Here is a 12177-nt window from a genome sequence, read left to right on the forward strand (position 1 = left end):
CTTTATTAAAACAGCACATTTATTGATGGTCCCGAATAAGGTTTTCGCTATCAAAAGATTGGCTGATTTTTTTCTATAGTATTTGCATGAAAAAACGAATTACAGCGTTGGTCCGTAATTCGTTTTTTTAGATTTATAGATTGATACTTAAACGCTTTGGTTACTTAGTTGATACCAGTACCCATCTATACAACGCGAGAGCGATTAACTCTAATTGAAATTATGGTGTTTTTGCGTTGTCAAAATAGAGATTCATCAGACGTTCTGCATTTTGCTCACATGTAATTTCATCTGGTTTGTTATTAATAGCTTCAATCATGGTATGTAAGTTTTGCTTACTGACTTTTAGCTTTTGTTCTAAAATTTCTATTTCCTGAATTTTGGTTTCAATCGTTTGAATGAGAGCATCATGGTCCCAAGCGACAACTTTCGATGGCAAAAATGCTTTAATTTCTGCTAAAGAAAACCCGACTTGTTGAGCTTGCTGGATTAAAGAAAGTTGTTTCAAATCATTATCAGTATATTCACGATAGCCATTCGATTTTCTTTTTGCTTTAGGCAAGAGTTTAATTTGCTCGTAATAACGAATAGTAGGGGTACTTAAACCACTTAATTTCGATAACTCGCTAATATTCATAGCCACATACTCTCTTGACATTCAAGCTAACTTTAGACTTATAGTAACACAAAAGCAAGGTTCATAACTTTACCAAGCACACACTTTCAGTAACAACTTTCTATGCTTTGATAGATGAAAGAATAGAATTATAAATATGAAAAATGAGGTGAGAAAATGTCTAAACGCATATTACATGTCGTGACCAATGTTTCACGCTATAAGGATGTCGATGAACCAACAGGGCTGTGGTTAGGCGAGCTCACCCATGCCTATGACGAATTTGAAAAGCAAAGTTATGTGCAAGATATCGTGAGTCCCAACGGCGGAAAAACTCCGATAGAACCAAAATCGCTTGTGCCTTTAGTGGCAGATAAATCTGTTAAAGACCGAGAAAAAGATCAGGCTTTTATTACGCTGCTGGCAAATACCTTTAAGCCTTCCGATATTAATTGGCAAGACTATGACGTGATCTATTACACAGGTGGCCATGGGGTGATGTGGGATTTTTTAGATAACCCTGAATTGCAAGAAATCACCAAAAACATTTATGAAAAAGGCGGCATTGTTTCGAGTGTTTGTCATGGCTATTGTGGCTTGCTCAATGTCAGACTTTCAAATGGTGAACGACTTATAAAAGGTAAAAAATTAACAGGCTTTGCATGGAGTGAAGAGGTTTTGGCAGGGGTGGCAAAAAAAGTGCCGTACAATGCCGAAGAGTTAGCGAAAGAATATGGCGCTCGTTATGAAAAAGCTTTTATTCCTTTTGCACCATACGTCGTTCAAGACGGCAAATTAATTACCGGTCAAAACCCTTTTTCAGCTAAAAAGACAGCTTTAGCGATAATAGAAGAGCTAGAAAAGTCGTAATTTAATGATTCAAATATAAAACCCTAAAAGTAGGACCAGCAATGTGCTTGCTTTTAGGGTTTTAAATAAATGAATTGGTGTAAAAAATTAACCTTAAGGAACAATTACAAAATCAGGGTTTGCTATTGCAAAAACTGCTTCACGGTTTGCAGCTGGTGGATAAATCCAGACAGTATTAATTTCCTGTTTAATTTTTTTAGCTTCATCACGCACAAATTGAACCTGTCGATCCCAACCTTCGCTATAAAGTGCACCCCATGGCCCTAAATCAACACAAGTGACATACTTCGGTTGGCTGTATGGATGAAGGGGTAAATCAACCAATTCTGCCGCAGCGTTATAACCCGCCACACGGCCTAAGCTCATAGCATGCTGACACGACATCACATTAAAATTCCCCAAATCATCGGTTGGAACTTTTACAGTATCGCCAGTCACAAAAATATTTTTTGCTTCGGGTGCATGTAAATAGGCATCTCCAATCAAACGACCCAAATTATCTTTTTCACCTGTAATTTGAGAAGTGAGTGAGTTAGCTCGCATACCGGCTGTCCAGATCACGGTTTCTGTTTCAATTTTTTCTCCGTTAGAAAGCGTTACACCTGATGCATCTAACGCCGTAACTCGTAGCCCAGCTTTACCTTCGACACCTAGCTCGTTAAGGGCTTCTCGAATAACAGTAGCAGCTTGGTCACCCATTGCTGCACCAATTTCTGTTGAAGAATCAACTAAAACCACACGAACATCAGTTTTACCTAAAATGCTACGCAGACGTTCAGGCATTTCGGTAACAGTTTCTAACCCGGTAAGACCACCACCTGCAACGACTACGGTATTACGCGCTGCATTTGCAGGTTTACTGGCTAAGTTTTTAAGATGTTGGTCTAGTTTTTCAGCATCTTCTAGTGTGCTTACGCTAAAGCCATATTCGGTAAGACCTGATATCGGGGGCATAAAAGTGGTACTTCCCGTTGCCAGAATAAAACGGTCATAGCTTAAGGATTGTTTGTTGCCATCGGTGGTTGAAACTTCGATGGTCTGTTGGTTTGAGTCAATTTTATTTACCCAACCTGCCAGAAATTTAACTCCCACCACACTTAATAACTCTGAAATATCAGGGTTCATGTTTTCAAGCACAGCTTCATAAAGACGAGGACGAATCCCAACATTCGGGCTAGGGGAAACCATCAGCACCTCAATGTTTTGTTCTTGCGACGCTAAGTGAATTGCTCTTTGGGCAGCGAGTGCAGCCCATAAGCCAGCAAAGCCAGAACCTGCAATAATAATACGCTTACTCATTTGATTATCCTTTTGATAGATTTTCGGACATCACATTCCAACTCATCACAAAATTTTGGGTGAGCGAATCCATTCTCTGATTGTCCGAAAAAATCTGAGAAGGCATTTAAAAAGGATTAAGGGTGTTTTATGTTAGGGAGCGAACCCCTACTAACTTATTAGTCGGGGGTATCCCGCGATATTTTACTTTTACGCATTTTTGCTGTTCTTCCTTCAATGCGTTCATTGATCCAGCCATTTACATCACTAAAAAACACGTCAGGTGCATAACGGCCAAAACGGTCTGCAATATCACCAAGTGTATGAGCACCTAAAGCATCTCGCATGGCTTTTTCGGCTTGTAGCATGACTGCATGTACTGCACACACACCACTGGTTGCCCAATCGGGTGGGGCATTGTTAAAGACTGCACATTTTCCACGAACTTCTTGGCACTCAAAAAGTGGTTTTTCCCCCTCAATTGCGTTCACGATATCTAAAAAACTGATTTCGTGAGCAGATCGATCCAGTAAATATCCACCACGAACACCTTCTTGAGCAATAACGAGACCTGCCTTTTCAAGTTTAGGAAAAATCTTGGCCATGAAACTCGGAGAGACTCCTTGTAATTCGGCAAGATCCTTACTACTTAAAGGTTTGTCTTCATTGTTCACAAGAAAAAGAAGACAGTGAATCGCATACTCGACGCTACTAGTGATATAAGCCATTTAATTTCATAATTGATCAATTGCAAACACAGACTAATATAGTCTGTGTTTTAAGTCAATAATAAAACTAAGACAAAGTTGGTCCTAGTTCTAAGAAAGCTATTTAAAAGTGTTAACTATAAATTTATCTAATTGAATAATTTAAATTTTATTAAATAAACGAATTTTTATAATTTATAAAAAATATTTTATTAAGTTCTCTTGAGTGTAAAAATGTCTAACAGGTGTTTAATCAAATAGTTCACCACTTATAAGTAAGATAGATGAAACGGGATAGGCATTTATCATTTATTTATAGAGTTATTTAAATTATATTTACGTAGATTGTTTTACTTAAAATATTAAATAGCTTTATCTGAATAAAAATATTTTTTATATAGCATGATGAATGAATAAGAGAGTTGTTTTGAAAACTGAATTTATTATTAGATGTATTTATGCACTTTGCCTTATCGGTGCAGGGTTCAACCATTTACAAACAGTTTTGATGCATGGTTTGTTTTGGGGCTATAACAATGCGCCTTTATTTACTTGTATTTATTGGACATCTTTAACGTTTATTGATCCACTTGCAGCAATTCTTCTATTTTATAGACCTCGTATCGGCTTAATTCTAACTTTTCTTATTATATTTAGTGATGTCATTCACAACACTTGGATTACATTAAAAGTAGGGCGAGACTTGCTCAACTATATGTATATTTCTCAATTTTTATTTCTGGTTTTTGTTTTGTGCACAATTAAGTTTCCGTGGAAGGCACACCACACAAGTTAAAATTTTAAAATTGGAGAGTAAAAGCATTCTTTTACTCTCCAAATAATTTCTTCAAACTTACGAACGCCACCAATAATTTTCGACATTTGGTTCATTAAGATTCAAGATTTCACCCATTTGCGGTGTGCTAATTGCTAAATTATTTTTTTGAGCCAAACCGACAATACGTTCAAACGGGTCATCCCACGCATGAAGCGCCAAGTCAAAAGTACCATTGTGCACAGGCAACAAATGACGTCCTTTTAAGTCGATATGTGCTTGTAACGTTTGCTCTGGCTGCATGTGAACATCGGGCCATTCTGGGTCGTAAGCACCAGTTTCTAACATGGTGAGATCGAAAGGGCCATAACGATGTCCGATCTCTTTAAACCCATCGAAATAGCCTGTGTCACCGCTAAAAAATACCCGTAGATCATTATCAATAATCACCCACGAAGCCCAAAGCGTCGCATTGCTATCGCCCATACCACGGCCTGAAAAATGATGAGCAGGGGTAGCCACCAATTTTAGTCCATCTACCTGTGTGGTATCCCACCAGTCGAGCTGCTGAACCTTTTCTGCTGGAATTCCCCATTTAATGAGTGTGTCACCCACACCAAGCGGTGTTAAGAAGTGCTCAACTTTATCGTTAAGCTGCATGACTGCATGGTAGTCGAGGTGGTCGTAGTGGTTATGCGACAAAATCACACCTTTAATGAGTGGTAATTCGGCAATACTAATTGGGGGCTGATGGAAACGTTTTGGTCCAAGCCATTGAAAAGGTGATGCACGCTCTGAAAAAACAGGGTCGGTTAACCAAAACTCATTTTGAAGTTTTAACAAGATAGTTGAGTGGCCCAAACGAAATAGAGAGCGGTCAGGTGCACTTAATAATTGTTCTTTCGACAAACTTAAAACAGGAATTGCTTTGTTTGGAACGGTATCTTTAGGTTTGTTAAATAGAAACTTCCACATAAGTTGAAGCGTTTTGCCAAACGAAGGCTGGTGTTGGTTCGGACGCGTATTTCTAAATTTGCCATTGTGTTGCTGTGATGGCATTAAGGGAGTAGGCAAGTCTGTTGTGTTTGAAATAGTCATTTTGTTTTTCCTTATTGGAACAAACCTATATGTACAAATAAGAACTTGGGCTAAGTGCTTATTTAGATTTATTTAAATGAGTATTTACTCACTCATTAATTCATTCAAAAATAAGGACGCCGTGCATCCTTACTTTTATCTATATTGAAACTGCATGCCAAAAGGCTTCAAAACCTGATTTGCGATAACGCTCGGCTTGAGAAGGGTCTTGGGCAATAAAATTGAGGGTAACTTCAGCAAGCGCACCTAAAATTGAAGCAATAAATAACGGTGGATAGTCTCTTAACTTGCCATCGTTAATACGCTCTTGAATGTTTTGGGTGAGGTCACAAAAGGTTTGCATGCCAATTTGTTTGCTTTGTTCAGTAATTTGTTCTGAGGTCGAAAGCTGTGCCATCACTTTACGTTTAAGGGGAGCTTCTAGACTCCAGTCCAAATAGCTTTGCCAAATATGCGACATTTGTGTTTGTAAGTCAGAATCGGCAGGGTAACTAAGCATCATCACCTGACGCAGTTCGGCCTTTAGCGAAAGATATAACTGGTTCAGCAGTTCTTCTTTATTACTAAAATAGGTAAATAAAGTACCTTCTGCCACGCCAGCAACTTTGGCAATTTTTGAGGTAGACGCACGCTCGCCAAGCTCTGCTAATGTTTCAATAGCAGCACTTAAAATTGCATTACGTTTATCTTCACTACGAGGACGAGCCATATACAAAAATATTAATTGAGTGATTACTCAATCATACATAAAAATATGAGCAGCGCAAGCGAAATAGAATTTTATTGTCATAAATTTACTATTTTATAAACTATTCATAAGCTGCAATATTTGGCTCTTACACCATACGATTTGGTGTTCATGGGACTTTTGCTGATCCCAATATAAATTCATTTGATATCCAACAATATCTATCGGTAGCGGATGCACCTTAATTTGAGGGTAATTATCTTTAAAGTGAGCAATTTGACATTGAGGAATCGTGAGTAAATGGTCCATTTGTGTAATTAATCGGATTGCCGTTTCATATTGTTGGCAGCGGAAACTAATCGTTCTTTTGATACCTTGTTTAGATAAGAAAAAATCTTCAAAGACACGACCTGTAGGACGAGAGGACACTGTAATGTGTTTAGCTTCTAAATAAATTTCTTTGGTTAGGTTTGTTGTGGATAATAAAGGATGCTGCTTGCGACTTATTACTACAAATTGATCTTTAGTAAGGCATTCATAACCAATGCTATCTTCAACCGAATGTTGCACATCAATCGCAAAATCGATTTTTCCCGTAGAAAGCTCATGTCTTAAGTTTTTACGATCAATGCGTACGCTATTTAACTGCAAATTAGGATTAAATTGAGTTAAGTGCTGAATAATAGAGGGTAAAAAAATTCCTTCATACTCATCATTCATAGCAATTGTGAGATGCTTTAAATCTCGTGCTGGCACAAAGTCATGCGTGCTTTGAATTGCTTGATGCATAAGTTGTAATGACTGTTCAATTTTAGGCCATAAACGTTTGGCTAAAGGTGATGGAACAACACCGTGTCCATCTCGAATAAATAATGGGTCATTAAAATGATCACGTAAACGAGCTAATGCATGGCTAACAGCAGGTTGACTTAGAAAAAGTTGTTCACTGGCCCGTGTTAGATTTTTTTCTCTATAAATTGCCACAAATACACGAAATAAATTCAGATCAATACGAGCAAGAGAGGCAATATTATTATTCATTTCATTCATAGTTTGTTATTCAAACAATTCATTTTATTCATTGTAACAAGTTAGATATGGTCAGGAAATAGCATAAGAAATAGAGTGATTAATACTGTGAATTTTGAACGTAGCGCTTGTGGTAACAGCATTTAGAAAGCGTTGATTACAACAAATTTTTATAAAACCTATGAACATAAGGAAATGATATGGCAACACATTTATTTGATTTGACTGGAAAAATAGCCTTAGTTACAGGTGCAAGCCGTGGTATTGGTGAGGAAATTGCCAAACTTTTAGCTGAACAAGGCGCACATGTAATTGTATCTAGTCGCAAGGTTGAAGATTGCCAACGCGTTGCTAATGAAATTATTGCAGCAAATGGTAAAGCGGAGGCAGCCGCCTGTCATGTGGGTAAACTCGAAGATATTGCAGCAATTTTTGAATATATTCGTAAAGAACACGGTCGTTTAGATATTTTAGTCAATAATGCAGCTGCCAACCCTTATTTTGGTAATATTCTCGATACAGATATTGGGGCCTATAACAAAACGGTTGAAGTCAACATTCGTGGATATTTCTTCATGTCTGTCGAGGCAGGTAAATTAATGAAAGAACAGGGTGGCGGTGCAATTGTTAATACCGCATCTGTAAATGCCCTGCAACCCGGAGATCGACAAGGTATTTATTCTATTACCAAAGCTGCGGTGGTGAATATGACCAAAGCCTTTGCAAAAGAATGTGGACCATTGGGCATTCGAGTGAATGCTTTATTGCCGGGTCTTACCAAGACCAAATTTGCTTCGGCACTATTTGAAAATGAAGATATTTATAAAAGCTGGATGGACACAATTCCATTACGCCGTCACGCAGAACCACGTGAAATGGCTGGAACTGTACTTTATTTAGTGTCAGATGCTGCGAGTTACACCAATGGTGAATGTATTGTGGTTGATGGCGGTTTAACTATTTAGGGAGGAATAGCAATGTACGAACATTATTCAGGTCAAGTGGTCTTAATCACAGGTGCAGCGAGTGGATTTGGTGCATTGCTGGCAGAGCAACTGGCAAAGTATGGTGCAAAACTAGTGTTGGGTGACTTGAATATTGAAGGGTTAAATACTGTAGTTGAACCGCTACGCCAAGCAGGAGTGGAGGTGGTTGCGCAAGTGTGTGATGTTAGCTGTGAAGCAGATGTACAGGCTTTGGTGCAAAGTGCAGTTACTCAGTTTGGTAGAATCGATGTCGGGATCAATAATGCAGGTATGAGTCCGCCTATGAAAAGCCTTATTGATACCGATGAAGCAGATCTGGATTTGAGTTTTGCCGTCAATGCCAAAGGTGTGTTCTTTGGAATGAAGCATCAAATTCGTCAGATGTTGCAACAAGGTGGTGGCATTATTCTGAATGTTGCTTCTGTTGCAGGTTTAGGTGCGGCTCCCAAATTGGCTGCCTATGCTGCGGCAAAGCATGCTGTGGTGGGATTAACCAAAACAGCAGCGGTTGAATATGCAAATAAAGGCATTCGAGTTAATGCAATTTGTCCATTTTATACAACCACCCCGATGGTGGTCGACAGTGAACTCAAAGAGAAACAAGACTTTTTAGCGCAGGCCTCGCCAATGAAGCGTCTTGGCCATCCAAGCGAAGTGGTGGCAATGATGCTGATGATGTGTGCCAAAGAAAACTCATATCTCACAGGTCAAGCCATTGCAATTGATGGCGGCGTGACAGCTTATTAAAACATTTATTAAATACATCTTATTCATATATTTAGGGAAAAATCATGACAATTAATTTAAGCAATCGAGTGGCTATTGTTACAGGTGCAGGCGCAGGTCTAGGGCGGGAACATGCATTGTTACTGGCTCGTTTGGGTGCAAAAGTGGTCGTGAATGATCTTGGTAGCGATGTGAATGGAAAAGGTGGCTCAACCATGGCGGCCCAAAAAGTCGTGGATGAAATTATTGCGGCTGGTGGCGAGGCGATGGCAAATGGTGCTTCAGTCACGGATATTGAACAAGTTCAACAGATGGTAGATGAAACCATTGCCCGTTGGGGACGTGTAGATATTTTAATTAATAATGCTGGAATTCTTCGAGATAAAACTTTTAGCAAAATGTCACTAGATGACTTCCGTACCGTGATTGATGTCCACTTAATGGGGGCAGTAAATTGCACTAAAGCGGTATGGAATATCATGCGCGAGCAAAAATATGGTCGTATTGTTATGACGACTTCATCCTCTGGTCTATATGGCAACTTTGGGCAGTCCAACTACAGTGCTGCAAAAATGGCATTGGTTGGACTCATGCAGACACTGGCTTTAGAGGGTGAAAAATCTAATGTTCGGGTGAACTGTCTAGCACCAACAGCTGCAACTCGTATGCTTGAAGGATTATTACCCGAAGAAGCCCTTAAAGCTCTTGCTCCAAGTGCGGTCAGTCCTGCAATCGCGACTTTGGTTAGCGAAGATGCACCTACCCGTATGATTCTTTGTGCTGGCGCAGGTAGTTTTGAAGCTGCCCACATTACCCTTACGCAAGGAATTTATTTAGGTACGGATGAAAAAGTTCCGCATGTTTTAGCACAACGTTTAGCTGATGTTTCAGACCGAACAGATGAGTTTGTGCCTGTTAGAGGAGGCGCTCAGGGTGAGCTTGAGCTGAAAAAAGCTTCATTAATGGCAGGAGAATAATTTTGACAAAAAATACATTAAGTATCGACCAACTGGTTGAGTTGCAAGGCCAAGCATTAGGTAGCTCGCAATGGATGACCATTGATCAAAACATGATTAATACCTTTGCGGATGTCACACAAGATCATCAATTTATTCATGTGGATGAAGAAGCTGCTCGTCAGACACCTTTTGGGGGCACGATTGCCCACGGTTTTTTAACACTCTCTTTACTTTCAGCGATGGCCGCTCAGGTCTTGCCGACTGTACAGGGGCAGAAATCTGGCGTGAATTATGGCATCAATAATTTGCGTTTTATGAGTCCTGTACATAGCGGTAAGCGGGTGCGTGGAAATTTTCACTTAAAAAATATTTCCCAAAAAAATAAGGGAAGTTATCAGTTGATCATGGAAGTCACGATTGAAATCGAAGATCAGGCAAAACCGGCACTTGTGGCCGAGTGGCTTACACTTGTAAATGTATAGGAATAAACCATGAGCAATGAATTAATTCTCTCTCGCCGTGATGTCGATTTTTTGCTATTCGATTGGCTAAAAGTCGAAGAACTCAGCCAACGCAATTCTTTTGCAGGACAGGACCGTTTTGAATATACGTCTGTTTTAAACGTTTACGAGGCTTTGGCAACCGATTTATTTGCTCCTCATAATAAAAAAAATGACAGTAACGAACCTGTTTTTGATGGTGAACGTGTAACTGTCAATCCTGAAGTCGGGGTAGCGCTAAAGGCCTTTGCGGATGCAGGTTTGATGAGTGCAGCGTTTCCGTCAGATTGGAATGGAATGAACTTACCCAATACCATTGAGCGTGCAGGTATGGCATATCTACTTGGTGCCAATTCGGGAACAGCGGGTTACGCCTTTTTAACCATTGGTAATGCAAATTTATTAATGGCTCATGGTGAACCTGAAAAAGTTAAACCCTATGTCAACGCTATGATAGAAGGCAAATGTTTCGGAACGATGTGCTTATCGGAGCCGCAAGCAGGTTCAAGTCTGGCTGATATTCGTACACGTGCGATTAAAACAAAAGATGGTCGTTATCGTTTGTTTGGAAACAAAATGTGGATTTCAGGTGGCGAGCACGATATCTCTGACAATATTGTTCATTTGGTTTTGGCAAAAATTCCAGATGAAAATGGACAATTACCAGCAGGTGTGCAAGGTATTTCTTTGTTTACTGTACCGCGCAAATTACTCGATGAAAATGGACAGCCAAGTGAACGTAATGATGTGGCATTAGCTGGAATTAACCACAAAATGGGTTATCGGGGAACTGTGAATTGTGTGCTGAATTTTGGGGAAGGTCGTTTCACACCCGAAGGAGAAGCAGGCGCAATTGGTGAGCTAGTCGGCGAAGCTGGTAAAGGACTGGCCTATATGTTCCATATGATGAATGAAGCCCGAATTTCGGTTGGACTTGGGGCAGCAGCATTGGGATATACTGGTTATCTTCATGCTTTAGATTATGCAAAAACTCGAGTACAAGGTCGCTCTCGTAGTGAACGCAATCCAAGTTCTCCACAAATTCCGCTCATTCAACATGCGGATGTTCGCCGTATGCTCTTGGCGCAAAAAGCATATGTCTCAGGTGCGTTGGCACTGTGCCTATATGCAGCCCGATTAACCGATGATATCCACTCGCTTGAAGATGCCGAGCAACGCGATCAAGCACATCAATTACTTGATCTATTAACGCCAGTAGTGAAAAGCTGGTCTTCTGAATGGGGGCTTGTGGCAAATGATTTAGCCATTCAAGTTCATGGCGGCTACGGTTATACCCGTGAATATAATGTTGAACAGTTTTATCGGGACAATCGACTCAACCCGATTCATGAAGGAACATTTGGCATTCAGGCGCTCGATTTATTAGGACGAAAAACTCGTCTTAATCAGGGACTGTCGATGAAGCTATTACATGAAAAAATCATGAATACGATCGAACAAGCCAAAGCAGAGCCTTCTTTAAAAGATCATGCAGATCAATTAGATCAAAAGTGGCAACTCATCCGAGATGTAACAGAGAAATTGCATGCCTTAACCGATGTAGAACTTCAACTGGCAAATGCCGCCAATTATCTAGAAGCTTTTGGACATCTTGTGGTGGGATGGTTATGGCTTGATCAGGCGGTAGTCATTCATAAACTCATGCCGAACTCAACAGACCCTGATTTTCTGCGTGGGAAGCTTGCAGCATGTGATTATTTCTTTGGCTGGGAAATGCCGAAAATTATGAGTTGGTTAGCGGTGCTTGATCCGGTAGAGACGACTCCACTCAACATGTCAGAAGAATGGTTCTAGTAAGAACCATTCCTTAACCGCACCGTTGAATGTAAAGGAGAACAACCTGATTTTATAGAAAATGCCTAATAAGAATCACTATGTAAAAACAAACATCAGGCGTTCAGTAAAGAGTGCCCTAATAAGTAAA

General features: G+C 39.8%; 13 protein-coding genes. 7 read left to right on the plus strand and 6 right to left on the minus strand.

The window, feature by feature from the left end; translation table 11 throughout:
• Positions 1 to 220 precede the first annotated feature (220 nt).
• On the minus strand, positions 221 to 637 hold the full coding sequence (locus AAC388_RS08520; protein WP_002113932.1) for a MerR family transcriptional regulator: 417 nt from the start codon (positions 635 to 637) through the stop codon (positions 221 to 223).
• Positions 638 to 793: 156 nt separating this feature from the next.
• On the opposite strand from AAC388_RS08520, the gene AAC388_RS08525 reads away from it, so the two are divergent.
• A complete protein-coding gene (locus AAC388_RS08525; protein WP_130172569.1) occupies positions 794 to 1486 on the plus strand; it encodes a type 1 glutamine amidotransferase domain-containing protein in 693 nt (230 codons plus the stop codon).
• 93 nt (positions 1487 to 1579) lie between these two features.
• Here the strand turns inward: AAC388_RS08525 and AAC388_RS08530 are convergent, their stop codons facing one another.
• Together AAC388_RS08530 and AAC388_RS08535 are read right to left on the minus strand one after the other, a co-directional pair.
• Entirely contained in the window at positions 1580 to 2785 is a 1206-nt protein-coding gene (locus AAC388_RS08530; protein ID WP_342371498.1) for an FAD-dependent oxidoreductase, read from the minus strand.
• 158 nt (positions 2786 to 2943) lie between these two features.
• On the minus strand, positions 2944 to 3492 hold the full coding sequence (locus tag AAC388_RS08535; protein ID WP_342371499.1) for an Rrf2 family transcriptional regulator: 549 nt from the start codon (positions 3490 to 3492) through the stop codon (positions 2944 to 2946).
• Positions 3493 to 3898: 406 nt separating this feature from the next.
• On the opposite strand from AAC388_RS08535, the gene AAC388_RS08540 reads away from it, so the two are divergent.
• Positions 3899 to 4267 (plus strand): hypothetical protein, encoded by a 369-nt coding sequence (locus AAC388_RS08540; RefSeq protein ID WP_342371565.1) that lies wholly within the window; start codon positions 3899 to 3901, stop codon positions 4265 to 4267.
• 57 nt (positions 4268 to 4324) lie between these two features.
• On the opposite strand, the gene AAC388_RS08545 is transcribed toward AAC388_RS08540, so the two are convergent.
• From AAC388_RS08545 to AAC388_RS08555, 3 genes are all read right to left on the minus strand, one after another.
• Entirely contained in the window at positions 4325 to 5344 is a 1020-nt protein-coding gene (locus AAC388_RS08545) for an MBL fold metallo-hydrolase (RefSeq protein ID WP_086354860.1), read from the minus strand.
• A gap of 139 nt (positions 5345 to 5483) precedes the next feature.
• On the minus strand, positions 5484 to 6053 hold the full coding sequence (locus AAC388_RS08550; RefSeq protein WP_069140547.1) for a TetR/AcrR family transcriptional regulator: 570 nt from the start codon (positions 6051 to 6053) through the stop codon (positions 5484 to 5486).
• 93 nt (positions 6054 to 6146) lie between these two features.
• Positions 6147 to 7082, minus strand: a complete 936-nt coding sequence (locus tag AAC388_RS08555; RefSeq protein WP_272413035.1) for a LysR family transcriptional regulator — start codon at positions 7080 to 7082, stop codon at positions 6147 to 6149.
• Positions 7083 to 7261: 179 nt separating this feature from the next.
• On the opposite strand from AAC388_RS08555, the gene AAC388_RS08560 reads away from it, so the two are divergent.
• Genes AAC388_RS08560 through AAC388_RS08580 form a run of 5 tightly spaced genes read left to right on the plus strand, consistent with a single transcriptional unit; the run spans position 7262 to position 12047 of the window.
• A complete protein-coding gene (locus AAC388_RS08560; RefSeq protein ID WP_342371500.1) occupies positions 7262 to 8026 on the plus strand; it encodes an SDR family oxidoreductase in 765 nt (254 codons plus the stop codon).
• A 12-nt stretch (positions 8027 to 8038) separates the two neighbouring features.
• Positions 8039 to 8794, plus strand: coding sequence for a glucose 1-dehydrogenase (locus tag AAC388_RS08565; protein ID WP_342371501.1), 756 nt, complete (start codon positions 8039 to 8041; stop codon positions 8792 to 8794).
• A gap of 44 nt (positions 8795 to 8838) precedes the next feature.
• Positions 8839 to 9750: an SDR family NAD(P)-dependent oxidoreductase gene (locus AAC388_RS08570; protein ID WP_342371502.1), complete on the plus strand. Its 912-nt coding sequence runs from the start codon at positions 8839 to 8841 to the stop codon at positions 9748 to 9750.
• 2 nt (positions 9751 to 9752) lie between these two features.
• Entirely contained in the window at positions 9753 to 10214 is a 462-nt protein-coding gene (locus AAC388_RS08575; protein WP_342371503.1) for a MaoC family dehydratase, read from the plus strand.
• 9 nt (positions 10215 to 10223) lie between these two features.
• On the plus strand, positions 10224 to 12047 hold the full coding sequence (locus tag AAC388_RS08580) for an acyl-CoA dehydrogenase (protein WP_342371504.1): 1824 nt from the start codon (positions 10224 to 10226) through the stop codon (positions 12045 to 12047).
• Positions 12048 to 12177: the final 130 nt, after the last annotated feature.

It is taken from the genome of Acinetobacter sp. D009 (assembly GCF_038562025.1).
Taxonomy (GTDB): Bacteria; Pseudomonadota; Gammaproteobacteria; order Pseudomonadales; family Moraxellaceae; genus Acinetobacter; species Acinetobacter pittii.

Coding starts and splice junctions, on each gene's coding strand:
- AAC388_RS08530 (WP_342371498.1), bottom strand. CDS start 2,785: ATGAGTAAGCGTATTATTATTGCAGGTTCTGGCTTTGCTGGCTTATGG.
- AAC388_RS08580 (WP_342371504.1), top strand. CDS start 10,224: ATGAGCAATGAATTAATTCTCTCTCGCCGTGATGTCGATTTTTTGCTA.
- AAC388_RS08565 (WP_342371501.1), top strand. CDS start 8,039: ATGTACGAACATTATTCAGGTCAAGTGGTCTTAATCACAGGTGCAGCG.
- AAC388_RS08570 (WP_342371502.1), top strand. CDS start 8,839: ATGACAATTAATTTAAGCAATCGAGTGGCTATTGTTACAGGTGCAGGC.
- AAC388_RS08535 (WP_342371499.1), bottom strand. CDS start 3,492: ATGGCTTATATCACTAGTAGCGTCGAGTATGCGATTCACTGTCTTCTT.
- AAC388_RS08525 (WP_130172569.1), top strand. CDS start 794: ATGTCTAAACGCATATTACATGTCGTGACCAATGTTTCACGCTATAAG.
- AAC388_RS08555 (WP_272413035.1), bottom strand. CDS start 7,082: ATGAATGAAATGAATAATAATATTGCCTCTCTTGCTCGTATTGATCTG.
- AAC388_RS08545 (WP_086354860.1), bottom strand. CDS start 5,344: ATGACTATTTCAAACACAACAGACTTGCCTACTCCCTTAATGCCATCA.
- AAC388_RS08550 (WP_069140547.1), bottom strand. CDS start 6,053: ATGGCTCGTCCTCGTAGTGAAGATAAACGTAATGCAATTTTAAGTGCT.
- AAC388_RS08560 (WP_342371500.1), top strand. CDS start 7,262: ATGGCAACACATTTATTTGATTTGACTGGAAAAATAGCCTTAGTTACA.
- AAC388_RS08520 (WP_002113932.1), bottom strand. CDS start 637: ATGAATATTAGCGAGTTATCGAAATTAAGTGGTTTAAGTACCCCTACT.